Consider the following 24662-nt stretch of genomic DNA (forward strand, 5'->3'; position numbering starts at 1 on the left):
AGCCATGCGGAAACGGGCTTTGCAAACTAATCCCCTTTTTTCCGGCTTGCTTCCTGACATCCTTTCCAGGTATAGTTTTCCCGCTGTCGCAAAATCGGCAGCCGGGCGTGGAAACCCGAGTAATCTAACGGCGACACCGGACGCGCCATGCGTCTTTTTTTGTGTCTATGCCTCTGTACACCTGTTGTTTACGCACCGGTTCTTTAACCGTTGCTGTATCTGCGTAATGGTGGCTCAGGCGGGGCAGCCCTCGGGCTGGCCGGTATCCGTTAGAGCCGGTATTTCCACCCCTGTCTGGGCTACCACCAGTGAGCGTGGAAACTCCGGTGGTAGCGTTAACCGCTATCTAACGGAGGCTGCCATTATGGCTACGACCCTCACCCTGTCTCACCCGCAATTTATCTTTGTCTTCGCTGCCGTTCGTCGTTCCGGGCTTAAGCCACGCGTCTGTATGCTGCGCACCATTGCCGCCGATGAACGTACCGCACGCCGTTCCCTCGTTCGCGATTATGTCCTCTCGTTTGCCGCTCGTCTGCCGGTTGCAGAGGTGCGCGCATGAACCAGTCAATCCTTACCGTTGATGATCTCAGATATCTCGAACATCTGCGCAATATCGGCCATCTTGTTGGCGAGCTGGCAGCGGAACAGGACAGCGTGACTGCCCGCCACGATCCGGCTGAGCGTCTGCAGCTCATTTCCCTGATTTACCTGATAACAGATCAGCTTGATGCCGTAATCGAACGCTGCAACCGGCGCTGCCTGGTCGGGGAGAAGCAGATATGAAACAGAAGTTACCGCCCATCCTGCGCGCTGCGTTTTACCGCCGCGCCGTGGCCTGTGCCTGGTTGACCCTGTGCCAGCGCCAGCAGCGCTATCCGGATCTAACACTCGATACGCTGGAGTCTGCCATCGCTGCCGAGCTGGAAGGATTCTATCTGCACCAGCACGGCGAGGAAAAAGGTCGCCAGATTGCCTGTGCGTTGCTGGAAGATTTAATGAATGCCGCACCACTCAAAACCGCGCCGTCACTCTCTTTTCTTGGCATGGCAGTAATGGAAGAGTTATGCGCCCGTCATATCACTGTGACAGTGCGGTGCTGAGGAAAAATAATGAAAATAAACGTAACGGAAACCGTGAAACAAGCATGCGGCCACTGGCCGCGCATTCTCCCGGCGCTGGGAGTGAAAGTGATAAAAAACCGGCATCAGCCCTGCCCGGTGTGCGGCGGCTCTGACCGCTTCCGTTTTGACGATAAAGAGGGGCGCGGAACATGGTTCTGCAACCAGTGCGGCGCCGGCGACGGCCTGAGCCTGGTTGAAAAGGCGCTGGGCGTGACGGTTAGCGAAGCTGCCAATCGTGTGAACGCAGTGACCGGTAGCCTGCAGCCGGTTGCCCCGGAGGTGATTGCTGCTGATGCAGAAACCGAAGCCAGCCACAGGGAGGCCGCCGCGCTGGCGGCCAGTCTGCTGGCGAAAAGCTGTTCAGCCACCGGTAACGCCTACCTGACCCGCAAGGGCTTTCCTGCTGCTGAATGCCGGATGCTAACGACCACACATAAAACCGGCGGCGTGACATACCGCGCCGGTGATGTGGTGGTGCCGCTGTATGACGATAAATCAGAGCTGGTTAACCTCCAGCTCATTAACGCTGACGGCGACAAGCGCACCCTGAAAGGCGGCCAGGTGAAGGGAGCCTGTCACCTCATCAACGGTGAAAAACAGTCGGGAAAACGCCTGTGGATAGCCGAGGGGTATGCCACGGCACTAACCGTGCATCACCTGACCAGTGAAAGCGTGATGGTGGCGCTGTCATCGGTGAACCTTCTTTCTCTGGCGAGCCTTGCCCGCAGCCAGCACCCGGCCTGTCAGATTATCCTTGCTGCCGACCGTGACCTGAATGGCGACGGCCAGACAAAAGCCGCTGCGGCTGCAAAGGCCTGTGCCGGTATGATTGCCCTGCCGCCAGTGTTTGGTGACTGGAATGATGCATTTATGCAGCAGGGGGAGAATGCCACACGTCAGGCAATTTATGACATCCTCCAGCCATTGGTACAAAGCCCGTTTGACACCATGAGCGAAGCGGAATTTACCGCCATGAGCACCAGTGAGAAGGCGATGCGCGTGTATGAGCACTACGGCGAAGCGCTGGCCGTGGATACAAACGGTCAGCTTCTTTCCCGCTATGAAGCCGGAGCCTGGAAAGTGATTTCCCCGGCTGACTTCTCCCGCGATGTGGCGGCACTCTTCCAGCGCCTGCGCGCGCCCTTCTCGTCTGGCAAAATTGCGTCGGTGGTGGAGACCCTGAAACTGATTGTGCCGCAACAGGGCGCTCCGGCACGGCGTCTGATTGGCTTCCGTAACGGGGTGCTGGACACGAAAACCGGCACGTTCAGCCCGCACCACAAATCCCACTGGCTGCGCACCCTGTGCGAGGTTGATTTCACTCCGCCGGTGGCAGGCGAAACGCTGGAAACGCATGCCCCGCATTTCTGGTGCTGGCTCGACCGTGCTGCCGGTGGCCGGGCTGACAAACGCGACGTGATACTCGCCGCGCTGTTTATGGTGCTGGCAAACCGCTACGACTGGCAGCTCTTTCTTGAAGTGACGGGGCCAGGGGGAAGCGGGAAAAGCATTCTCGCCGAGATTGCGACCCTGCTCGCCGGGGAAGATAACGCCACCTCCGCGACCATTGAGACGCTGGAATCGCCGCGCGAGCGCGCCGCCCTGATTGGCTTCTCATTGATTCGTCTGCCTGACCAGGAGAAATGGAGCGGGGACGGTGCGGGGCTCAAGGCCATCACCGGCGGCGATGCGGTGTCGGTTGACCCTAAATACCGGGATGCATATTCCACGCATATTCCGGCGGTGATTCTGGCCGTCAATAATAACCCGATGCGCTTCACCGACCGCAGCGGCGGTGTTTCCCGTCGCCGTGTTATCCTGCATTTCCAGGAACAGATTGCCCCGGAGGAGCGCGACCCGCACCTGAAGGATAAAATCGCCCGCGAGCTGGCCGTCATTGTGCGCCAGCTTATGCAACGGTTCAGTGACCCGATGACCGCCCGCACGCTGCTCCAGTCGCAGCAGAACTCCGGCGAAGCGCTCAGCATTAAGCGCGACGCCGACCCGGCTTTTGACTTCTGCGGCTATCTTAAAATCTTGCCCGATACCATCGGCATGTTTATGGGGAACGCCAATATTATTCCGCGCCAGCCGCGACTCTACCTGTATCACGCCTATCTGGTGTACATGGAGGCGCATGGTTACAAGAACACCCTGAGCCTGACGATGTTCGGAAAGGGGTTGCCGACCATGCTCAAAGAGTACGGCCTGAACTATGACAAGCGGCGAACAAATCAGGGGATGCAGACTAACCTGACGCTGAAAGAAGAAAGCAACGGCGACTGGCTGCCGAAGTGCGATGAGCCCACAATAACTTGATCTTCTTTAGACCGGCAACAGCCGGTCTAATATTTTCAATCATACCAGAGCCTTTACTAAATCGCCTGAAAAGAACATTCTACAACCGTATTTATTTTTTCACATTAATACCAAGGATTGAATATGGACTATTTGCAGACAGGTGGTTTTCTCGTAAACATATTGACCATGCTCGTTGCCGTAAGCTCATCGTTTATTAGTTATCTTGTTTACAAGGAGAATTCTTCTCCTGATGTGATTGTATACCTTGAGCAAGATAACAATGCAAAAACGATTCTAAATATTGTCATAAAGAATATAGGGAAAAGTGCAGCAAAGGATGTTACGTTTAGTTTTGATAGAACATTGCCACAACGTGCCTTTGACGACAAAACGGGTGAAGACATGACCAAGGGAGCCCTAATTACGGGAATCCCTTTCTTTGCGCCTGGGACTGATCGGGTATATCACTTCGGCAATTTACATGGAATAAAGAAATATGTAGGAGATGAAAAAATTAAAGTTACCATCAGATTTCGTAAAGCTAATAGTAGAAACCCATTCTCGCGAGAAATATTAAATGAGTGTTATATTGACTTACAGTCTTGGGATTTTGTGGATGCATCGGATAACAGCAACACGCGTAAAATAGCCGACAACCTAACCAAGATCGAAAAGGCACTGATTAAACACAAACTATAGAGTTATACAGTGAATTTTAAGGAGGATGTAGTTTCGAAAGGGATTGCCGGCCATGCTGAAAGAGTACGGACTGAACTATGACAAGCGGCGAACAAATCAGGGGATGCAGACCAACCTCACGCTGAAAGAAGAAAGCAACGGCGACTGGCTGCCGAAGTGCGATGAGCCCGCAACAAAATAACCACCGCAGACCGGCGATTGCCGGTCTTTTTCTATCTGACGCCCCCGGAAGTGAACAGTGTACTGTTCACTACTCACTAGCTCATCACCACCCATGCCAATGATAAATAATAAAAAAATCGCGGAGTGAACAGTGTGAACGGTAAACACAAAAAAACTTTTTACACCCATCGGCCTAATGCTTGTTGGAAAGCGCGCTACAGAAAGAGAGCACTCTGCACACAGAACATATCTGAGAATCCGATTGAAGAGCCCAGGGCTGACGGATTTTAAAGGGAGTGACTCTAAAGAATTATTTTGAGCTGTGAGAGGAATTGGAATTTAAGCGAAATTTTGTTATTCAATTTATCGTAGGGAGCGGCAAAATGCCGCCCCGAGTTATATGCAAAAATCAGAGTGATACTAAGGATTAGCATACTCTAAAATTTCTTCCCCCATGAGAGTACAGTCATTAAGGAAGATGAATCTCATACGATACTTGCCTTTGTAGATATAACCCCAGGTCTGCAATACATCAAAATATTGCGATTTATTTTCCGGATTTTGCATCTTCGCTAATGCAGTTACATCTTTATCAACCTCAGCCCTGTCATCGTTGTCCCGATAAAAAGCCAGCAGTTTATTTGCTTCTGTTATTGCCTGAGCTTTACAAGTTAACTCAGACTGTTTCACAGCAGCCAAAGACGGAAAAGTTATAGCACACAGTAATAGTGTTAGAATGCCAGTTGATACTTTCATATTATTCCAAGCTCTCTTTTTGCTCTTATCAACGCCCCTTTTCTTTCTTCGAGACCGTTGTAGCCACCGTTCACGAGAAGGGTTACTTTATTTACGTCATCCCTGTCTGCTGCCGCATTCACATGCCTGAGATCCCAATAATAACAAGCTGCCTTAACGGCAACATATGGGTTCCTTGCAACTATAGTAGGATCGGTTACGTAATCTTTCTCAAACTGGCTTCCGAAATTCGTATAATTTTCTCTACCTGTCAGATGTAATAACCCACGACCTATAAATTTTGGACCATCACCTACTTCTGTATTACCTAAATTGCGTCCTATGCGCGTTCCTGCATCATATTCTCTGCCACCATCTCTTGGAACTTCAGTTAATCTAGAAAAGTTGGCAGTTTCAACACATGCTTGCGCTATAAAATGAGCGGCTCTTAATTCTGTATTTATTCCATAAACGGTAAACCATTGGTTCAAATGTGGTGCTATGGCATGGACATTGTAATGCTGTGAATTTAGCAGGCTTTCTATATGCCGGTAATGCCTGGCAATATTCCAAAGCATCTCTGCTGTAATATCAACCATTTGCCTTTTCCTTTTCTTATATCCCATAATCATTTTAACTACCGTGATTGAGCATTTGGCAGGCATTTTTTGCTTTCGCTTACAATCTAGGAAAATTCTTATCCTCTTATTTTTCAGCATCGGGAGGAGCTAACATGCAACTGACAGATAACGATCAAGCAAACCGCATCACTGTCTGGCACGCCTTATCGGAGCTTTTCACCGGTCGGGAGCTCCAGGACTATGACTATCAATGGATGGCTAAGGTGTTAAAGGAATCCGGGCTCAGCCGGGAAGCGATCTTTGTGATTCTGGATGAGGAAGTTACCCCTGCCCTCCAGGGTAATCTTCTTTATAACCCAACGCCGGTGATGGCTGGCTGGACAGAAGAAGATATTAAGCGGCTCGTCACGGAGTACGTGAGCAGGAAGCCGACCATTATTGAGCGTGTTGTTCCAGCCAACTTGTTGTTAAAACAGCGTCGGAAACACATTCGGGATGAGCTAAACAGGCTTACTGCCGAGCTGGATAAATGCACATAAGAAATGAGCCCAAAAGTCTGTTAGGCGAAGCGATTGGTATACGCTTAGGTATACGAATGAAAGTTGAATTCACTAAAAACACTTTAATTCAATCAATTAGCGAATTTATTCAGACTCCGCCAGCTATGATGAACTGATACCGCACTCTGTGTACACAAAGAGGACAGGTCGAGGCGTAAGGCGCCTGCTTCTCGCCCGGAGAAAACATAACAACCCAATATTGTCATCGTACTTAATCCTACATACAACAACGTTCAGGGTTTGTTGAAAACGGATCAATATGTACCATGACGTTGAGAATGTTGTTCTTTTGCAAAACTCTCTCCCGTGCTGCTACCGCAATTTCGTGTCCCTCCCTGACAGACAGATATTCCGGAACCTCAAGATGCACATCAACCAGGATATGATCTCCTGCCTTGCGCGTTTTAAGATCATGCAAACCAGCCACACCCGGTGTGGAAAGAAGAATAGTTTTTATTTCATGTTCCTTATCTATATCGGCAGAGCGGTCCATCAGGTCATGTAGTGAATCAGAAGTGAACAAGTATCCCATACGGAGTATCAGCACTCCGACTAAAAGAGAAGCCGCTGTATCGAACCACGGATATCCTGCCAGGGTGCCGATAATACCAACAGCGACAACAACAGATGATGCAGCGTCAGAACGGGCATGCCATGCATTTGCAGCGAGCAAGGAGGACTGGACACGCCTGGCCACCCTAAGCATATACCGGAACAGCCCTTCTTTTATTATCAATGCGGCCAGCGCCACCCACAAAGCTCCGACATGCACCGCAGCAAACGCCGTCGGATGCAGCAATTTACCGGCAGCGGACCACAACATTCCGGCACCTACGGCGATTAACATCATCCCAAGAAGCATTGAAGCACCGTTCTCATACCGCCAGTGCCCATAATGGTGATCGCTGTCAGAAGGTTTATGGCTTTTTTTATTGGCAAGCAATACGACAAAATCAGCAACTAAATCAGAAGGAGAATGAATACCATCAGCAATTAATCCCTGAGATCCTGAAAATATACCCGTTAGAATCTGCATGAGCGATAAAACCAAATTAACAACAACGCTGATGAATGTGCTTTTTCGTGCCATTGCTGAACGATCATGACACCCATTATCATTACGCATATTAATATCCCAGGAAATAAAAAACAGATTTGAGATTATCCTTATCCAATCTTAATGTGACGTTAAGGCTGAAAGAATAAATTATCTGGTAACGCAGCATTTTATATATCAGTAATGTGTGAATTATTAATTATTGATTAAAAGGACAACCTGACAATGCATCTGGAACTACACAGTATCGGAAGAGTGGGATGGTTAAGGGCCGCGGTGCTGGGGGCAAATGATGGCATTGTATCCACCGCGAGTCTCGTGCTTGGTATCGCGGCGGCAGGTACCACATCATCAGGTATTTTGCTGGCGGGGATTGCCGGGCTCGTCGCCGGTGCGATGTCGATGGCAACAGGAGAATATGTCTCCGTTTCATCCCAGACGGATACAGAAAACGCCGCCCTCGCCCAGGAAAAAAGAGAGCTGGTGGCCGATTATGAAGGAGAAGTACTGGAGCTTACGTCGTTGTACATTCAGCGGGGGCTGGAGCCTGGGCTTGCTCGCCAGGTTGCACAGCAGCTTATGGCTAAGGATGCGCTGGACGCACATGCCCGCGAAGAGTTAGGACTGACGGAAACGAATTCGGCACAACCTCTTCAGGCGGCCATTTTTTCGGCGCTCAGTTTTTCTGCCGGAGCCGTGTTGCCTTTGATTGTTGCATGGTTAGCACCCGCCCCACTGGTTTTCCCGTTCGTCATCCTTTCCACTCTATTTTCACTCACCCTCCTTGGTTATATCTCATCGGTTGTGGGCAAAGCGTCACCACTGAAAGCAATGCTTAGAATCACTTTCTGGAGTGCAATGGCTATGGCTTTATCTATGGGAGCGGGCACACTCGCAGGCCAGGTATTGGCTTAGAAGATCGTTTAATTCTCAGGAAAGATCAAAATGAAAAAATATTCGGGTAGTCAGATAGCATTACACTGGCTGGTGTTACTGCTTATCGTCATAACGTACGCTGCGATGGAATTCAGGGATATTTTCCCTAAAGATTCGGCAGAACGTTACTGGATGAGCATCACGCATTACACTTGTGGTGTCAGTGTACTTATTCTGATGCTGGTCAGAATGATATTCAGGTTTCTCACCCCGGAGCCACCGGTTGTTCCACCGCTGCCCCAATGGCAGAAACTCAGTGCTGTTGTTGTGCATTTTGTTTTATATGCGCTTTTCATCTTACTTCCGATTCTTGGGGTCGTGTCGCTCTATTTTGGTCAGAAAGGGTGGAGTTTTCTTTTTATAAATATGCCGGTGGCATCCGTAAAAAATAGTCTTTTGCAACACAACCTGAAGGAAGTTCATGAGTTACTGGCTAACACTGGTTATTTCATCATTGGTTTGCATGCAGCGGCAGCCCTAATGCATCACTATATATGGCGAGATAACACGTTAAAAAGAATGATGCCCGGGAAATATCAGGATTAACATAGAGTCCCGTAAGGTTTCCAGTCTGAACAGACTGATAAGTCTGTTCAGAACCGGTATGACTCACTGAGTGCTATATCTCATCCTCGGGGCTCAGGTCAGAGCATCTCATTACAGGGACGCCAACAAGCCCTAAGAGCCCCCACTGCGCAAGCCCTGCGGGCTTTTTGTTTTCCCTTCCCGCTCAACCCACACTAATAATTCATTAATATTCAACCCGTTAAATAACATCCACCATCTCATTTACGACCAGACTCGAAGCCCCTCCTACATTTCATAGGTTGTGGCTTGTCTTTTTTCTCAAGACACTCCCTTAATAAGCGTATGCGACGGATAAATTGAAAACATGCATGGAAATGTCGTGCCCGGCACGCCTGTTTCCCTGTGCCGTGATCTGGATGAATGAATGGAACAGGTATCAAAATGAAAACAGATGGAAGATATGGTCTGGTTGGCCCGGACGCACCGGTAAAGAACGAGGATGAAGATCGTTACGGGCTGACGGCGGTGGCCAAAGGGCTAGCGCAGGCAATCCAGGCAATGGACGATGAAGGTTCCGCCGTCATTGGTATCGAAGGTGTTTGGGGCTCAGGGAAGACGAGCCTTATAAATTTACTCCTTAATGAACTCAAGCAAACCCGGGATCAGAAGACACATGTGCTGCATATCTCTCCCTGGCTTAATGGCGACAGTGTAAGCCCGGTCGCGTCGCTTTTAATTCCCGTCGCGCTGATCCTGGATCAGGAGCAAACTCGCACATTACCTGAAGAAGAACAGAAGATTAAGAGCGCAAAAAAGACGCTGAATGAGACAAAAGATCGGGTGTTGCGCTATGTCCGCTCGACCGCCAGGCTAGCCCAACCGCTGGCAGATATGGCGAGTATCATCCCGCTTCTGGGTGGCGTGGATAAGGTTACTGAAGCGCTGACAAAGCTCGGCTCAGACAGTGAGAAAAGTGCCGCCGATCTGCGCGCTGAAATTGAAAGCAGTCTGGAAGAACTTGAGCTGACATTTATTATTATTCTCGACGATCTCGATCGGCTGGAACCGGCGCAAGCCGTCGAAATCTTGCGTATGGTACGTTCGGTCGCGGATTTCCCCCGCTTTCGTTACGTGATGTGCTACGACCGCGATGTACTGGCAAAAGCCATCGAGCACGGACTTGGCGTCACTGATGGGCGCTTATACCTGCAAAAAATCGTGCAACTCTCGTTCAGCCTGCCGCGCCCGGAAGCGTTCGACCTGCACCGGGAATTCCTGGCCGGCGCGCTTGAACTGTATAAAAAAATTCAGGGGCGCGATTTAGATGAAGAAGCGATTTCAGTGCTGAATAAAGCGGTGGATGCCTATGGCAACGAGTTCTCCACGCCGCGTGAAGTCCGCCTGGCATTAAACGCATTACAGTTTCGCTACCCGGCGATGCGCGATTATGTCTATTTTCCCGATCTCTGCTTTTTGCAGTTACTGCGCGTAGTTAACCCAGGCCTGCATGACTGGATCGAACACTATCTCACCGAGCGCTCTATTGTCGAAGCCGGTGACGGAACCATTAACAACGAAGACCAGAATACAATGGCGGGCGATCTGGTTAATAAACTCGCTTTGTTCAAATACGCTTCGGGTCGCAATGTCTGGACGCTTGGCCGCTGGGTGCCCGGCGTGCAAGGCAGCAGCGAAAAAGAGGCCAGTCTGTTCATGGAAATAAATGAGAGCAGACGAGAAGAAATGGCAGCGCTACGACGTCTCGGCAGCGCGGGCTACTGGCGCTATTACTTTTCTTTTTCCGCGCCGCAAAACGTACTGCCGGAATCGGCCATTGAGGAGGTTTTATCGATGGCTGGCAACGACGAAGAGCAGCTCGCTCAGTATCTGCTCGGCAAAATTCACAGCAAAGGCGTCTCTACGCAGACCTGGTTTGAGCATATCGTCACCCGCCTCACTCCGGGTGTTATCGCGAAAGCAAAACCCGAACAATTGTACGGGCTGCTCAATTTTTTCTTCCAGCGAGCTGATGTTATTGAAGAAAAATTCAAGCAACGGGATGCGTTATACCGCATGCAAGAATCCGGCACTGGCGTACTGGCCTTACAATTGACAAAGCAACTACATAACCAGGATCACGTCCGTTTATGCACGTTTATTGAGGAGCGGATAAAAAATGGCGAGGCGTTCTACTGGATAGTCCAGTTTTACAGCAGCCTTTTCAAACCGCGTGAAAACGATTCAGCCGATCTGTCGCCATTTTCCGTCCGCGAGCTCGCAGCATTACGTACAACGCTCGCCGAACGCATGGAGCGCGAGAGTGTGAAGAGTCAGCTCCTGGCTGCTCCGCAATTATTAAGTTATCTCTACGCGTGGCGAGATATTGCGAGCGAAGAAGTGGTGAAAGCCTGGGTTAGCAAAGTCAGCCATACCGATGCCGGTTTTTTGCAACTGCTGCTGGCAATGCGCACCGTCACTATTAGTAGCGCTAAAGGCATCTATTTCTCTTTGGATCTCGATAGAGCCGCAGAGTTTTTTGACGAGCAAACGGAACCAGAAGCGCGTATAGAGAAGATTGCCGAAACGCAAGATCTCTCGCTATCAGAGCCGCTACTTGAAGTGCAGAAAGCGGTAGTGCTGTCCGATCCCTTTGCTGCAGCCTTTTAACCCTTCGCACTAACGCGTTCATGACCCTGCTATTTCAGGCAAGTCAGTGTTAACTTTCACGGCTTGCCCTTATCCATTTAGCGCAAAGTAAGGAAAAACTTATACAGGTCGTTTTTATTTGCATCGACTTTGTTCAACTTTTTAAATAAGCGTTGTGATTTTTCCTATATGTGAAACATACAGATCAAATTGTTAATTTCATGTAATTAATTAATATTAGAATAAAATCATTCTCATTCTCTAAAATCTTAATAATTTATAGATTACTTTCAACAAGATAAATTAAACCCGTTAGAAAAATCGCATCTCCGTTGGCATTACTGCATTATGTAACTAAAGTTATTAAAATTCTTTACAAAGCAAGCAACCGCTTGAATTAATTGATTAAAAATAAATAACAAAAATCCAATTCGACGAATCGCCTATTTTTTCCGCATTATTTCGATTGTTCGCATGACCCCTTTTGTGTAAACTTATTTCCGTTGTCAGGAAAAGTCCTGGAAACAAAGATTTAAGCAGGAACATAATATAATCTCCTGCACAATTATATTAAAGCTGTTAAAAGATTTACCTTTTAGTATTTTAATTAATATCGAAATGAAGTGGTTGCTCGCATATTTAATTTTTAAATAACAGCGAAAGACAGCGCATCGCCTGTTTTTTGCGGGAGCAACTTTATGAACGAACAAAATTTTGACGAACAAATGCAGTCTATCCAGGATCTGAACCTGTCCTATTTATTACTGGCACAGCGTCTGATTCGTGAAGATAAAATTGCAGCCGGTTTCCGCCTCGGTTTAAACGAAACCACGATGGAAACCTTACGCAGCTTGTCACTGCCGCAACTGATTAAACTGTCCACTTCTGGTCAGCTGATTAGCCGGTTGCGTATTGATGATGATGTGATGATCAACTGCCTGACCAAAGATTCGCGAATTGATGCGCTTCAGCGTTTGCATACCGGCATTATTTTGTCGAGCAATCTGCTTAATACCCTCAATCAAGATGGCAGCGAGGCGGCTTAATGGAAGACTCAATGTTGCAAGAAAAAAGCATTATGTCGGAAATTAAAGATACGCATATTGCCATGCAGTTGATTAATTTCGGCGCCAGAATGCAGGTGCTGGAGAGTGAAACCAGCCTTAGCCGCAGAAAACTGTTAAAGCTTTATAAAGAGCTGAAAGGGGATTCACCGGCGAAAGGTATGCTGCCTTTTTCCGCCGACTGGTATATGGCGTGGGAACAGAATATTCACTCGTCCATTTTTTATAATATTTATCTGTATTTGCAGAAGGTCGAACCAGGACGCACGGTCGAATTGATGCTGAAAGCCTACCGTATTTATATGGAACACGGTTTGGCTGAAGAAAATGAAGAACCGGTGCTGGGGTTAACCCGTGCATGGACGCTGTTACGCTTTATCGACGGCGGCATGCTCAAACAGACGCAGTGCGATTGTTGTGGTGGCAGCTTTATCACCACGCCGGAGCACATGTTCAACGGCTTTACCTGCAGCCTCTGCGTGCCACCGTCACGCGCGCTGAAACGTAGCCCGCTGCTCAACTTCGCGGCTGGCGCACCCACCACATTGCAGTAATGGCATGATTTTGCCCCCTGTCGGGGCAAAAACATCTTCAAGCCGCCAATAGCAGCCTCGCCTGGTCAGCATCACGTTGAGCAGGCGAGGCTGTTGTCTTTCTGTTATTTGCGCCCGTTATGACAAGCGGGCGGTAAAGACACCACGATAATAACTCGGACTGATGTTAAGCCGCATAAGGATATCGCGCCGGTGAACGTAGGCCGTTTTCAGGCTGATCCCAAGTTCGGTAGAAACATCCTGTGCGCTGGCTCCGGAAGCCAACAGACAAAGCACCTCGCGCTGGCGCTGTGTTAAAAGCGGGAGCGCGGGATACCGCAGTGATATTGTCCCTTTACGCGACAGCAAACGGCTGATTGACTCATAAATGTGCCGAATGGGCGTATTGAGACACAGGGTCGGAATATCCGGCATCAAGGCGGGCAAAACAGGGTCAAGATCGTCGCTCAGCAACAGGCAGGGCACATCAGGCTTCGCTTCACGCAAATACTGCATAGTGTTCATCAACGACATCAGATTAGTGGTCTGCGTGGCAACCGCAATCACAAAGCGCACTTTATTGCAGGATATTGCATACGCGTCTTCCGGGCTTGCGATATGGCTAATGCGCAAGCTAGGACGATAAAACTTAATCAGCGTGGTTAATCCCAGTGTCGAAAACACATCTTCACTGTAAATCAGAACGTTAGCGATACTAACTGCCTTTTTTTCACTCATAGTCCTTTACCTACTCAGCGTCACATCCAGTGACAAATTGCGATGATTAAAAACGTCCCTTCCGGCGTTATTTGAATCCCGTCAGGATCACAAACAGATGGTCAAAAATGCCCGCCATCATGTTTTCAAAGAAGGGTGCAAGCGTGTACATCACCAGCGACATGGCTACCATGCCGACAGTTAAAGAAAGCGGAAAACCGATCACAAAAATCGAAAGCTGCGGCGTCAGGCGATTGAGCAATCCCATTGTCAGGTTGAGGCACAGCAATAAGGTGATAACCGGCAGGCCCAGCATTAAGCCGTAGCGAAAGATCAGGCTGCCTGCTTTGACCATCGCCATAAATCCTTCATGACCGAGCGGCGCGGCGCTAATCGGGAAAGCCTCAAAGCTGTTCGCCACCACTTCCAGCATATAAAGATGGCCATTGAAGGTCAGAAACAGCAGCGTGACAAAGAGGTTCAGCAGCCGTGAAACGACCGGCATACTCGGGCCACCGCTGGGGTCATAAACCATGGCGAAAGAGAGGCCCATCTGCATACCGATAATCTCGCCTGCGTGGCGTACCGCCACGAAAATCAGCTGTACCGCAAGCCCGATAGCGATACCGATAATCAGTTGCTGACAACAGGCCCAAAAGCCGTCAAACGAAGCGATCGCAATGTTGCTCTGCGGCAGTTGCGGGGCGACAAGAAAAGCAGTGATCAACGCCAGCGCGACTTTTAACCGCGCGCTCATCTGTTTTTCACTGAAGATCGGTGCCGCACCGAACAGGGCGAGCATGCGCAGGCACGGCCAGAAATACTGGTTCACCTGGTCATAAAGATTAACCAGCGAGAGCGTAAGCATACTTAACGGATGATATAGGGCAGGCTACTGAACAGACCACGCATGTAGTCAACCAGCGTTGACAGCATCCACGGTCCGCAAGCGATCAGCACCACCACGATGGTCAGGATCTTCGGAATGAATGAGAGCGTCATTTCGTTGATCTGCGTCGACGCCTGCAAAATACTGACAATCAAACCCGCTGCCAGCGCGGCTAACAATAATGGTGTGGCAATAAACAGCCCGACTTTCGTCGCCTGGAAACCAAGCGACATGACACTTTCAGGGGTCATCTTCTTCTCTCTAACTAAAAAAGCTTTGCGCCAGGGAACCGATAACCAGCTGCCAGCCATCCACCAGGACAAACAGCATCAGCTTAAAAGGCAGGGAAATCGTTGCCGGAGGCACCATCATCATCCCCAATGCCATCAGCACACTTGCCACCACCAGGTCGATAATCAAAAAAGGAATGAACATCGTAAAGCCGATCTGGAAACCGGTTTTCAGTTCGCTGGTCACAAACGCAGGCACCAGAATGCTCATTGGCACATCGTCGGCAGTATTAAACTGCTCTGCTTTCGCGATGCGGGAAAAGAGCGCCAGATCCCCTTCACGGGTCTGTTTAAGCATGAAGGCGCGCAAGGGTTGCGACCCTTTTTGTAACGCGACTTCCATCGAAATCTTATCCTGCGAGAGCGGAACCCATGCTTCGTCGTAAATACGGTTCAACACCGGCGACATGACGAAAAACGTCAGAAACAGCGCCAGTCCCAGCAGCACCTGGTTAGGTGGCGTACTGGCGGTGCCAAGGGCGTTTCGCAGCAGCCCGAGCACAATCACAATGCGGGTGAACCCCGTCATCATCAGCAATATCGCGGGCAAAAACGTCAGCGATGTCATTAAAACCAGCGTTTGTACCGGCAGTGACCAGCTCTCTCCATTCGCTGAATGGCTAAGCATGATGTCGCTACTGGCCGCCCAGGTCAGCCCGGCGGGAAAGAAAATCCCGGCAAGCGCTATTCCAGAGCCAAGCATTACCGGTAACAGGCGAGTGTTGCGTTTCATTTTTTGCCCTCACCTTTATGCCGGGTAATGCGATTCACTAAAGCCGCCTGAAGACTGGCAGCAAACGGCGCAGCCTGAACCGGCTCAGCGTCCGCTTTTTTCTCCATCGTCATCAGGTTAGTAATATTTTCCTGTGTCACGCCCAGCAACAACCATTTGTCATCCACTTCGACAACCACCAGACGCTGCCTCGCGCCAAGGGACTGGGTGTGTTTTACCGACAGAATGCTATTTCCCTTTACCATTCGTGAAGCCACGCCAGTGCGACGGCAGATCCAGGCAACCGCCACAATCAGCAACAGCACAAGCGCCAGCGCGCCAACAACATTGCCAATAGAGACCGGAGCCACGGCAGGCCCGCCGGCAACGGGCTGAACAGTATTAAGTGATGGGGTATTCATTATCTGCTCAGGCGGTGCATACGTTCGGAAGGCGTAATAATATCGGTGATACGAATACCGAATTTATCCGAAACGACGACCACTTCACCCTGGGCAATTAAGTAACCGTTAATCAAAATATCCAGCGGCTCACCGGCTAACCCTTCAAGAGAAACAATGGCGCCTGGGCTGAGTCTTAATAACTCTTTGATGGTCATTTTTGTGCGCCCCAACTCCACGGTCATTTTGACCGGAATGTCGAGCACTAGATTTAAATCTTCCGAAAAATTAACCATCACATCGTCTTTCACCGTAGCTTGCAGCTCGGCACTATTTTCGTTCATTTGTTCGCTCATCGCGTCGCCCCAAAGGTCGTTAAGCGAGGATTTATTTGACCCCGATTCAAGTTCCATATCACTCATTCGTTGGTCACTCCTTCTTTAAGGCTAATAATGTTGAATTCATCAAATTTTCCACCTGGATGGCATACTGATTATTGGCGCTGCCATATTTACCGGACATGACCGGCACATCGTTAACAAACCCGCCAATGTCTTCAGGCTTTTCCAATGGAATAATATCGTCAGGTTTCAGGCTCATAATTCTGGACAAGCGGGTAGAAATCTCAGCGAATTTCACCACCAATTCCAGTTCGGTATCACGCATTTGCGAAGCGAGCGCGCTACGCCACTGATTGTTTTCGTGCTGTGAGTTTTCCAGCGGCGGGTTGGTCAACAACTCGCGAATCGGTTCGATAATGCTAAACGGAATACAAATTTGTAATTCACCGCTGTGTGAACCAATATCCACCTGAAACGGTGTGGTCACCACAATATCATTCGGTGACGACGTGATATTGGTGAACTTCACCTGCAATTCAGAACGGATAAACTCTGTTTTGATCTTATAAATAGATGTCCAGGCGTAATCATATGCTTCGCGCGCCATGGCCAACATACGTTGGATAATACGCTGTTCTGTGGGCGTAAATTCGCGACCATCGGCCTTTGTCGGGAAACGACCGTCGCCGCCAAAAAGGTTATCCACCGCGGTAAACACCAGGTTGGGCGAAAAGACGAATAGCGCCGTGCCGCGCAGCGGATGCATGTTAATCAGATTCAGACTCGTCATCACCGGCAAATTGCGGGCAAATTCATGGTACGGCTGAATTTTAATGTTTCCGGCAGTAACATCCGGGCTACGACGCAAAATGTTAAACAAACCGATACGAAACTGTCGCGCAAAACGTTCATTAATAATTTCCAGAGAATATAAACGTTCACGAATAACCCGACGCTGCGTATTGGGATCATAAGGTTTGATATGATCTTCTGCTGAGGAAATCGCCGTTTCTGCGCTATTTTTCTCTTCGCCGCCGGGGCCGCCATTCAAAAGATTATCGATCTCGTCCTGTGATAAAATGCTGTCCGACATAATAGTTACCGTAAAATGAATGCATTAAACAGGACGTTTGTCACCATCGGTTGAGGCTGACCAGCAAGCGATGCGTTAACCGCATCTTTTACTTTTAATGCCAACGTTTCTTTCGCCTTATCATCGACTAATTCAGCCGCTGTTTGTTGAGAAAAAAGCACTAACAAATTACTACGAACTTCAGGGAGATGTTTTTCCAATATCGCTTTCGTTGCGGTATCTTTAACTTTCAACGTCAGGCCAATATACAGAATGCGATCATTTTCCTGGGCGTCTGGTTTTAGACTGACCGTAAAGGTATCCAGGTCCAAATATACCGGCTCTACTTGCTCAACGGGTGCGGCAGGGGTTTTACCATCGTTCCCATTAGCAACTTGCGTTTTAAGTTTGTTAATTTCCATATAGGCATAAGCGCCACCAGCGCACATACCAATAAGAATTAACAAAATGAGTAAAACCAACAGCGGGCTTTTTTTCCCACTCTGGGCGGCTTGTTTCTTCTTCGGCATTTGATGAATAACTCTGTAATTAAAAATAAATCAGGAATCATACTTAAGACAGATAACCTGCTGGATGCCGTTATTTTAATACAGCACCCATGCAGGACAATTCCCTGATAAACTGAAATTACTGTCAGCACCTTGCCATTTAGCGCATTCGTATCAAGCGAACGTATTGATTCCGCGGGAATAATGCATGATGCGCGAGCGTGTTGGGCTCTCTTCTTCCAGCGAAATAGCCCCTTCACCTTGTTCTGGATCAGACTTTCCTTGCCCGGAGGCATTGCCCGATGTCGTCTCTCCCGCCGAAGAGGAGGTGTCTGCGCCAACGCTGCTCTGTCCAAGCGAAATACCGGACTCTTCCAGCATAGTGCGCAGGTTCGGTATCGCTGATTCCAGCGCCGAGCGCACCTGATGGCTCTCCGAAACGAAATGGACCTGGGCTTGATCGTTATTCACACGCAGGCTGATTTGTAACGCCCCCAACTCCTCAGGATGCAGGCGCAGCTCCGCATGGTGAACGCCATTACGGGTAAATACCGCGATCTGCTGCCCCAACGATTGCTGCCACGCGGGTGTGCCAACCTCCGCCTGTAAGGTGCCAGTCGCCATCGCCGGAGACGCTAACGCGGGCGTTGTTGACGGTGCCGTAACGGGTGCCGCGTGAGAAATCGCACTCAGTTGCGGTACTGGTTCGCCAGCTTTCACTGCATGTAACGCCGTCGCAAAACTCTCACTCGCAGGCGCTGCCTGGGTTTGCCCATTGCCCGTTAGCTGCGCAGTGTCCGTGGCTGGCAAACGAGATTCGCTGCCCTCAACGGCTTTATCCGCAAGCGGTGCAGGCGAGTGAAGCGCAGCCGTTATCCCCTGCCCTTTTCCGGTCGCGGGTGCGCGCTCCGTTGCGGCTGTCACCGGGGTTTGCACTTTCTCACCAAGAACAGCGGAGAAAGTCACCTGTGCTAGTGGGTCAGCAGGCTGAATGTCGGTCGCCACAGCGGCCGGTGTAAGTGCGTTTGCCGGTGTTGCAGCAAGTGCAGGCTCAATCGCGTTCTGCGGTAAAGCCGCCAGATCTGCCAACGCCGGTTGCGCGGTCTGTTCACCCTGGGCAAGCAGCGCATCTGCGGTGGTCATTTCCGCAGGCAACGCTATTGTCTTCGCCACTTGCGCCAGCGGATCGATAGCCAGCGTCGCAGGCTGCGCCGGACGGGCGTCGTCTGATGGCTCGTCTTTTTTGTCCGCAGGTTTTTTATTCCCTTCCTGCGCAGGCGCTTTGTTGTCGGTTTTTGCGGGTTGTTCTGCCGCCAGCTGTTTTTTCAGCGCGGAAGAAAACTCGCCCTCTTCCTGCGCGGATGACGTGGATGCCGTCTGGCGTCCGCTATCGCTTGCGGGAGTAGGGTTTGAAGGTCTGATAATCATCTTATATATTCCTTTGGCTGGCGCGACGGGCAAACTCATCCATCAGCTTTTGTTCCAGCCGGTTCTCTTTTAACAATCGCTGGGCTTCAGCACGGTTTTTCAGCGCTTCAAAAGCATTCAGCCGCTGCTTATCTTTTTTCCAGGCATCCTGCACGTTATCCACGGCAAACTGGCTGGCGGAAACCCGCCTGACCTGTTGCTCAACCACTCCATCCAGAGAGGTTAAAAAACGCTGCTGTGTCTGTAGCGCCATGATTGAAACGCAGCTTTGCGTCAGCGTTGTTTGCATTTGCTGGCGGTATTCTTGCGAGTAAGTGCGCAACTGTTCCAGGCGGGAGGTCTCCTGGACATGCGCCTGGCGAGCGCTGCCGAGCCGTACCGTCGTGTCATTGAGCTTCTTTTCCGCCAGCTCACGCAGTACATCCATTGGGTTATGGCTGGCCATTACGCGCTATCCGCATTAGTTCGCCCCGGTATCCGGAAACAGCGCAGAAAGCGCCGCGCAGGAGGTCGGATAGTCACAGGATTCATGAATCCCCTGATGAAGGTAATGCTCCATGTTGGGGTAGAGGCTAATGGCCTGATCCAGTAAAGGATCGCTGCCTGCCGCATACGCCCCCACGCTCACCAGATCGCGGTTACGCTGGTAAGACGAAAGCATCTGTTTAAAGCGCTGCACCTTTTTGTAGTGCACCGGTTCGATAAGTTCGGTCATCGCGCGGCTTATCGAGGCTTCGATATCAATCGCCGGGTAGTGGCCCGATTCCGCCAGCCTGCGCGAGAGCACAATATGGCCGTCGAGGATCGCACGCGCCGAATCGGCAATCGGATCCTGCTGGTCATCCCCTTCCGTCAACACGGTATAAAACGCGGTGATCGAACCGCCGCCTTTGGTGCCGTTACCGGCACGTTCCACCAGCGCGGGTAGCTTGGCGAAAACCGATGGCGGGTAGCCTTTGGTCGCGGGCGGTTCGCCAATGGCGAGCGCAATTTCGCGCTGCGCCATCGCGTAGCGGGTTAAGGAGTCCATAATCAGCAGCACGTCGAGGCCGCGATCGCGAAAATCCTCGGCGATACGCGTGCAATAGACCGCGCCCTGCATACGCAGGATCGGCGACACATCCGCTGGTGCGGCGATGACGACGGAACGTTTAAGCCCCTCTTTACCGAGAATGTTCTCGATAAAGTCCTTCACCTCGCGGCCGCGCTCGCCAATCAACCCGACGACAATGACGTCCGCTTTGGTGAAGCGTGCCATCATGCCCAGCAACACACTTTTCCCGACGCCGGAACCAGCAAACAGCCCCATACGCTGGCCACGACCCACGGTCAGTAAGCCGTTGATCGCACGAACCCCGACATCAAGCACATTTTTAATCGGATCGCGCTGCAGCGGGTTAAACGGCGCGGTAAACAACGCCCCACGGTCAGTCGAACCCGGCGCTGGCAGGCCATCAAGTGGACGCGCACTGGCATCCAGCACGCGGCCGAGTAATTCCGGTCCCAGCGGCAGCAGTTTGCCTTTGACGTTGTTCCCAAAGGCATACACTCTGGCGCCAGGCAGCACGCCTTCGACGTTTTCCAGCGGCATCAAATAGAGGGTTTCGGCATTGAATCCCACCACTTCGCTTTCTACGCGCTGGATGCCCGTTTCGCTCTCGCGTTCAACGATGCAAAGCGTGCCGATCGGTAATTTCAGACCGACAGCTTCCATCACCAGCCCGGTCGCGCGTGTCAGCCGACCATAACGGCGAAACAGCGGCAGTTCCGCCATTTTGTGCTCGCGCAGGTCAATGCCATCAAGCCAATTTTTTAACCGGATGGTCATAACGCGAAGTCCTCACGACTCAGGTTACACAGCTCGTTCCAGCGGGTTTCCGTGGTGGCGTCCAGCTCGCCGCCGTCGGTGGTGAGACGACAACCGCCCGGCAACATTTGCGCATCGGTACGCAATTCCCAGCCACGTGTTTCCAGCACCGAACCCAACATCTCCTGCACAGCGGCAGACTCCTCGGCGCTGACCCACAGTTGCACATTGCCTTGCTGCAACGTGTCTTCATGCAGCAGTTGCTGAATACGGGTCATCAGCCAGGCGTTGGTCGCGGTCGACACCACGCTTTCGCCCAACAAGCTGCGCGCCGCCATCAGGGCGACCTGCACCAGGCGCGCAGGCATCACGCTGTCGAGGCTGTCGAAGGTTATCTTGACGTTATCAAACAGTTGGGCGAAATCATCCGTCTGCTTCTGCTGTTGCTGAAGGTAGTCCGCCGCGCCCTGCGCCGCGCCCTCTTCCCGGCCTTGCGCAAAACCGTCTTCGTAGCCCTGTTTTTTGCCTGCTTCCAGCCCCTGCGTCTGCCCCTGGGCAAAGCCTTTTTGCTCAGCCTGTTTGCGCAGACGCGACAACTCTACCTGCATCGCGGCTTCTGTCGCCGGATCGCTTGCCGGAACGACCTCGCGCAGTTCGCTATCCTGGGCGAATGACTCCTGCAGTAAATTTTCCGGCTGCCACGACTGCCACTGTTTTTTAGACGTAGACATCGTCGCCTCCACCCAGCACGATTTCGCCAGTTTCCGCCAGACGACGGACAATCAACAGGATCGCTTTCTGCTCGTTTTCGACTTGCGACATACGGACAGGGCCACGGGAATTCAAATCGTCACGCATAATATCGGCCTGACGTTTGGACATATTGCGGAAGAACTTATCGCGCAACGCGTCTTCCACGCCTTTCAGTGCCACCAGCAGCGATTCGTTATCCACTTCCTGCAAAATACGCTGGATACTGCGATCTTCCATTTCGACAAGGTTTTCGAACAGGAACATCTCGTCGATGATCTTCTGCGCCAGTTCCTGGTCGTATTCGCGCACCGCTTCGATAGCCGCGTCTTCCTGGTGGGATTTCATCATGTTGAGGATCTCCGCCGCAGGACGTACACCGCCCATCTTGTTGCGCTTGATGTTCTGACCGTGTAGCAAGTTGTTCAGCACTTCGGTCAACTCCTGCAACGCTACCGGCTGAACACCGCCGAAGGTGGCGATACGCAGCATGATGTCGTTACGTTCGCGCTCATCGAATTTCGCCAGCAGATCGGCTGCCTGGCTGCGTTTCAGATGCACAAGGATGGTGGCAATAATCTGCGGATGCTCATCGCGGATGAGGTCAAAGACCATCTGCGGCTCCATAAAGTTGAGCGTTTCAATACCGTTACGCTCATCATTGTTTTCCAGCAGATCTTCAAGCAGCGCATTCGCCCGCTCTTCACCCAACGCTTTCACCAGCGCACTGCGCAGGTATTCGTTGGTATTCACATCCATCACGGCAAACTCACCCGAATCGCGGCGGAACTCTTTCATCACCGCGCCCAGTTGATCGTGGGTATAGCTGCCGATATGAACCATGGCGCTACTGATTGATGTAACTTCATGGGTATTCAAGTGTTTAAACACTTCGGCTGCACGCTCGTCACCGAGCGTCAGCATGACTATGGCGCTTCTCTGGGCGGCGTTCATGACGACTTCTGCTCCTTATTCAACCATTGGCGAAGAACCAGCGCGATAACCTGCGGTTCCTGATCGGCCATTTCACGCAGTTGCTGCGCGCCTTGTTCCGCCTCAACGCGCTGCTGTGCTTTCGCCATTTCCGCGCTCTGACGTTTACGGATTTGCTCATCCAGCTCGGCCTGGCGCGCCTCTTTTTCCATCTCCATACGCTGCAACAGCATATCCTGATGGCGCGTCCAGAACGGTTGCACCGCTTTACGCCACAGGATCCAGGCGATCAGCAACACAAACAGATAACGGGCGCCAGACATCATCAGTTTGATGACTTCAGGCTGTTTCCACAGCGGAACCGGCGGTTCATCAGCCTCAGCGCTGAACGGGGTGTTCACGACATTCAGCGTATCGCCGCGTTTGTCGGAGTAGCCCATCACTTCTTTCACCAGCGCGTTGATCTGGTCGATCTTATCTTTGCTAAGTGCGGCGCTTTTACCGTCTGCGCCTGGCGCATAGTTCACCACCACCGCAACAGAGAGACGTTCCACCGTACCGGTGCTGCGCTTGATATGGGTGAGCGTTTTGTCCACTTCATAGTTGGTGGTTTCATCGCTCTGCTTGTTGTACGGCGTCGCAGGCGCAGCGGGCGTCGCCGTTGCGTTCGCATTCGCGTTGGTCGCACCTTGCCCATTGGCTTGCGGCGCTGCCGGTTGCACAATCGGTGCGGAGACTTCTGCTGGCGGCTGGTTACTTAACGCACCCGGCACGCCACCCACCGCATTCTTACCACCTTGCTCAGCGTTACTGCTCTGGCGGCTGCGAATAGCCATATCTTCCGGGCGGCTGTTAGGCTGGTACTGCTCCGCCGTTTGTTCGTGCTGCGTGAAGTCAACCTGCGCGGTTACCTGCGTTCTGACGTTTTGCGCGCCGACAATCGGTGCGAGGATGGCCTGAATGCGATTCTGGTATTCCGCTTCAATTTTGCGCGTGTATTTGAGCTGCGTGGTCTGCGTCGCCTGCTCGCCGCTCTGCGTCATCAGATGTCCGCTTTGATCGACAATCGTCACGCGATCGGCGCTGAGGCCCGGCACGGCGCTGGAGATCATGTACGAGATCGCGCTCACCTGCCCGGCATCCAGCGTTCTGCCGCTGATCAGCGCCAGCGTCACCGACGCAGAAGGTTGCTTCTGATCCTGCAGAAACAGGGACGGCTTCGGCATCGCCAAATGAACCCGTGCGGTATTTACCGGGCCAAGCGTTTCGATGGTGCGCGAAAGCTCGCCCTCCAGCGCACGCTGGAAGTTCACTTGTTCGTTAAACTGGCTGATGCCAAATTTTTCCTGATCAAGCAGTTCAAAGCCCACTGCGCCACCTTTCGGCAGCCCCTGCTGGGCCAGCTTGAGACGCACTTCATACACCTGTTCAGCGGGTATCTGAATAGAACCGTCACGATCCGCAAAGCGGTACGGTATCTGCATCTGTTTCAGTTGAGTGACGATCGCCCCGCCATCCTGCTCGCTAATATTGCTGTACAGGACACGGTAGTCTGGCTCTTTAGCCCAGAACAGCAGTGCAATCACTATTGAAATAGCAGCTGCGGCGGCAATGAAAAATATCATCCGGGGATTAAGCCGAATATTATCAAACAGTGCCTTAATATCGACACTGCTTTTCTTGTTACTGCTTTGGGTCGTGGCAGTCATGCCAATGTCCTGTAAAAGTGATCGCCGCAATAAAAATTAAAGAGCATTACGGCTCGCCTCATTTGGTATGAAATAAGTAAACGCAAAAGTATTTCCCAAGGGAATTCCTGGTTGAGTATTATCTACAAAACAGGCCATTTTCTAAGTGGTAAAAAGGTGAAATTTGTGTCAGCTATTCAGG

The 24662-nt window shown here is 51.1% G+C and carries 29 protein-coding genes; 12 read left to right on the forward strand and 17 right to left on the reverse strand.

Annotation, left to right across the window (positions count from 1 at the left end):
• Positions 1 to 4 precede the first annotated feature (4 nt).
• The 6 genes from ACFX4O_RS19285 to ACFX4O_RS19310 all read left to right on the forward strand — a co-directional run bounded on the left by ACFX4O_RS19285 (position 5) and on the right by ACFX4O_RS19310 (position 4302).
• Positions 5 to 559, forward strand: a complete 555-nt coding sequence (locus tag ACFX4O_RS19285; protein WP_380210400.1) for a host cell division inhibitor Icd-like protein — start codon at positions 5 to 7, stop codon at positions 557 to 559.
• Positions 556 to 783 carry a hypothetical protein gene (locus tag ACFX4O_RS19290; protein ID WP_380210399.1) on the forward strand — a complete coding sequence of 76 codons (228 nt, stop codon included), beginning with the start codon at positions 556 to 558 and terminating at the stop codon, positions 781 to 783. The genes ACFX4O_RS19285 and ACFX4O_RS19290 overlap by 4 nt, the downstream gene beginning before the upstream one ends.
• Positions 780 to 1100 (forward strand): DUF5375 domain-containing protein, encoded by a 321-nt coding sequence (locus tag ACFX4O_RS19295; protein WP_380210397.1) that lies wholly within the window; start codon positions 780 to 782, stop codon positions 1098 to 1100. The genes ACFX4O_RS19290 and ACFX4O_RS19295 overlap by 4 nt, the downstream gene beginning before the upstream one ends.
• A gap of 9 nt (positions 1101 to 1109) precedes the next feature.
• Complete coding sequence (locus tag ACFX4O_RS19300; RefSeq protein ID WP_380210395.1) at positions 1110 to 3440, forward strand: primase-helicase zinc-binding domain-containing protein; 2331 nt, start codon at positions 1110 to 1112, stop codon at positions 3438 to 3440.
• A 123-nt stretch (positions 3441 to 3563) separates the two neighbouring features.
• Complete coding sequence (locus ACFX4O_RS19305; protein WP_380210393.1) at positions 3564 to 4121, forward strand: hypothetical protein; 558 nt, start codon at positions 3564 to 3566, stop codon at positions 4119 to 4121.
• Between the two features lie 52 nt (positions 4122 to 4173).
• Complete coding sequence (locus ACFX4O_RS19310; protein ID WP_380210391.1) at positions 4174 to 4302, forward strand: hypothetical protein; 129 nt, start codon at positions 4174 to 4176, stop codon at positions 4300 to 4302.
• A 401-nt stretch (positions 4303 to 4703) separates the two neighbouring features.
• Here the strand turns inward: ACFX4O_RS19310 and ACFX4O_RS19315 are convergent, their stop codons facing one another.
• Positions 4704 to 5039, reverse strand: coding sequence for a hypothetical protein (locus tag ACFX4O_RS19315; protein WP_380210389.1), 336 nt, complete (start codon positions 5037 to 5039; stop codon positions 4704 to 4706).
• A complete protein-coding gene (locus ACFX4O_RS19320; RefSeq protein WP_065369985.1) occupies positions 5036 to 5617 on the reverse strand; it encodes a glycoside hydrolase family 19 protein in 582 nt (193 codons plus the stop codon). The genes ACFX4O_RS19315 and ACFX4O_RS19320 overlap by 4 nt, the downstream gene beginning before the upstream one ends.
• Before the next feature lie 134 nt (positions 5618 to 5751).
• On the opposite strand from ACFX4O_RS19320, the gene ACFX4O_RS19325 reads away from it, so the two are divergent.
• Complete coding sequence (locus ACFX4O_RS19325; protein WP_380210387.1) at positions 5752 to 6138, forward strand: hypothetical protein; 387 nt, start codon at positions 5752 to 5754, stop codon at positions 6136 to 6138.
• A 238-nt stretch (positions 6139 to 6376) separates the two neighbouring features.
• On the opposite strand, the gene ACFX4O_RS19330 is transcribed toward ACFX4O_RS19325, so the two are convergent.
• Positions 6377 to 7285, reverse strand: coding sequence for a cation diffusion facilitator family transporter (locus tag ACFX4O_RS19330; protein WP_380210385.1), 909 nt, complete (start codon positions 7283 to 7285; stop codon positions 6377 to 6379).
• A gap of 156 nt (positions 7286 to 7441) precedes the next feature.
• Here ACFX4O_RS19330 and ACFX4O_RS19335 point away from each other — a divergent pair, with 156 nt between their 5' ends.
• The 5 genes from ACFX4O_RS19335 (at position 7442) to flhC (ending at position 12944) form a co-directional block, all read left to right on the forward strand.
• Positions 7442 to 8131 carry a VIT family protein gene (locus tag ACFX4O_RS19335; RefSeq protein ID WP_380210383.1) on the forward strand — a complete coding sequence of 230 codons (690 nt, stop codon included), beginning with the start codon at positions 7442 to 7444 and terminating at the stop codon, positions 8129 to 8131.
• A gap of 30 nt (positions 8132 to 8161) precedes the next feature.
• Complete coding sequence (gene cybB / locus ACFX4O_RS19340) at positions 8162 to 8698, forward strand: cytochrome b561 (RefSeq protein ID WP_131409019.1); 537 nt, start codon at positions 8162 to 8164, stop codon at positions 8696 to 8698.
• A 423-nt stretch (positions 8699 to 9121) separates the two neighbouring features.
• Positions 9122 to 11347, forward strand: coding sequence for a P-loop NTPase fold protein (locus ACFX4O_RS19345; protein ID WP_380210381.1), 2226 nt, complete (start codon positions 9122 to 9124; stop codon positions 11345 to 11347).
• Positions 11348 to 12024: 677 nt separating this feature from the next.
• A complete protein-coding gene (gene flhD, locus ACFX4O_RS19350; protein WP_131409015.1) occupies positions 12025 to 12372 on the forward strand; it encodes a flagellar transcriptional regulator FlhD in 348 nt (115 codons plus the stop codon).
• Positions 12373 to 12386: 14 nt separating this feature from the next.
• Positions 12387 to 12944: a flagellar transcriptional regulator FlhC gene (flhC, locus tag ACFX4O_RS19355; protein ID WP_165501897.1), complete on the forward strand. Its 558-nt coding sequence runs from the start codon at positions 12387 to 12389 to the stop codon at positions 12942 to 12944.
• Positions 12945 to 13061: 117 nt separating this feature from the next.
• On the opposite strand, the gene ACFX4O_RS19360 is transcribed toward flhC, so the two are convergent.
• The 14 genes from ACFX4O_RS19360 to fliF all read right to left on the reverse strand — a co-directional run bounded on the left by ACFX4O_RS19360 (position 13062) and on the right by fliF (position 24481).
• Positions 13062 to 13661 carry a helix-turn-helix transcriptional regulator gene (locus tag ACFX4O_RS19360; RefSeq protein WP_380210378.1) on the reverse strand — a complete coding sequence of 200 codons (600 nt, stop codon included), beginning with the start codon at positions 13659 to 13661 and terminating at the stop codon, positions 13062 to 13064.
• 67 nt (positions 13662 to 13728) lie between these two features.
• Positions 13729 to 14508 carry a flagellar biosynthetic protein FliR gene (fliR, locus tag ACFX4O_RS19365; RefSeq protein ID WP_131409009.1) on the reverse strand — a complete coding sequence of 260 codons (780 nt, stop codon included), beginning with the start codon at positions 14506 to 14508 and terminating at the stop codon, positions 13729 to 13731.
• A gap of 2 nt (positions 14509 to 14510) precedes the next feature.
• A complete protein-coding gene (gene fliQ / locus ACFX4O_RS19370) occupies positions 14511 to 14780 on the reverse strand; it encodes a flagellar biosynthesis protein FliQ (protein ID WP_131409007.1) in 270 nt (89 codons plus the stop codon).
• Between the two features lie 10 nt (positions 14781 to 14790).
• The gene (fliP, locus tag ACFX4O_RS19375; RefSeq protein WP_380210376.1) at positions 14791 to 15552 is read right to left on the reverse strand and encodes a flagellar type III secretion system pore protein FliP; all 762 of its coding nucleotides are present in this window, start codon (positions 15550 to 15552) and stop codon (positions 14791 to 14793) included.
• Positions 15549 to 15953, reverse strand: coding sequence for a flagellar biosynthetic protein FliO (fliO, locus tag ACFX4O_RS19380; RefSeq protein WP_380210374.1), 405 nt, complete (start codon positions 15951 to 15953; stop codon positions 15549 to 15551). The genes fliP and fliO overlap by 4 nt, the downstream gene beginning before the upstream one ends.
• On the reverse strand, positions 15953 to 16354 hold the full coding sequence (gene fliN, locus ACFX4O_RS19385) for a flagellar motor switch protein FliN (RefSeq protein WP_131409002.1): 402 nt from the start codon (positions 16352 to 16354) through the stop codon (positions 15953 to 15955). Before fliN ends, fliO begins: the two co-directional genes overlap by 1 nt.
• A 7-nt stretch (positions 16355 to 16361) precedes the next feature.
• Positions 16362 to 17366, reverse strand: a complete 1005-nt coding sequence (gene fliM, locus ACFX4O_RS19390; protein ID WP_380210372.1) for a flagellar motor switch protein FliM — start codon at positions 17364 to 17366, stop codon at positions 16362 to 16364.
• 5 nt (positions 17367 to 17371) lie between these two features.
• A complete protein-coding gene (fliL, locus tag ACFX4O_RS19395; protein WP_380210370.1) occupies positions 17372 to 17875 on the reverse strand; it encodes a flagellar basal body-associated protein FliL in 504 nt (167 codons plus the stop codon).
• Between the two features lie 153 nt (positions 17876 to 18028).
• On the reverse strand, positions 18029 to 19282 hold the full coding sequence (locus tag ACFX4O_RS19400; RefSeq protein ID WP_380210369.1) for a flagellar hook-length control protein FliK: 1254 nt from the start codon (positions 19280 to 19282) through the stop codon (positions 18029 to 18031).
• A gap of 1 nt (position 19283) precedes the next feature.
• Positions 19284 to 19727 (reverse strand): flagellar export protein FliJ, encoded by a 444-nt coding sequence (fliJ, locus tag ACFX4O_RS19405; RefSeq protein WP_131408996.1) that lies wholly within the window; start codon positions 19725 to 19727, stop codon positions 19284 to 19286.
• 15 nt (positions 19728 to 19742) lie between these two features.
• A complete protein-coding gene (fliI, locus tag ACFX4O_RS19410; protein WP_131408994.1) occupies positions 19743 to 21110 on the reverse strand; it encodes a flagellar protein export ATPase FliI in 1368 nt (455 codons plus the stop codon).
• Positions 21107 to 21820, reverse strand: a complete 714-nt coding sequence (locus ACFX4O_RS19415; protein WP_131408992.1) for a flagellar assembly protein FliH — start codon at positions 21818 to 21820, stop codon at positions 21107 to 21109. Before ACFX4O_RS19415 ends, fliI begins: the two co-directional genes overlap by 4 nt.
• Positions 21807 to 22793 (reverse strand): flagellar motor switch protein FliG, encoded by a 987-nt coding sequence (gene fliG / locus ACFX4O_RS19420; protein ID WP_131408990.1) that lies wholly within the window; start codon positions 22791 to 22793, stop codon positions 21807 to 21809. The genes ACFX4O_RS19415 and fliG overlap by 14 nt, the downstream gene beginning before the upstream one ends.
• A complete protein-coding gene (gene fliF, locus ACFX4O_RS19425; protein ID WP_380210365.1) occupies positions 22790 to 24481 on the reverse strand; it encodes a flagellar basal-body MS-ring/collar protein FliF in 1692 nt (563 codons plus the stop codon). The genes fliG and fliF overlap by 4 nt, the downstream gene beginning before the upstream one ends.
• Between the last annotated feature and the right edge of the window lie 181 nt (positions 24482 to 24662).

The sequence above is a fragment of the Kosakonia sp. YIM B13571 genome, from assembly GCF_042788095.1.
In the GTDB taxonomy this organism is placed as follows: Bacteria; Pseudomonadota; Gammaproteobacteria; order Enterobacterales; family Enterobacteriaceae; genus Kosakonia; species Kosakonia quasisacchari.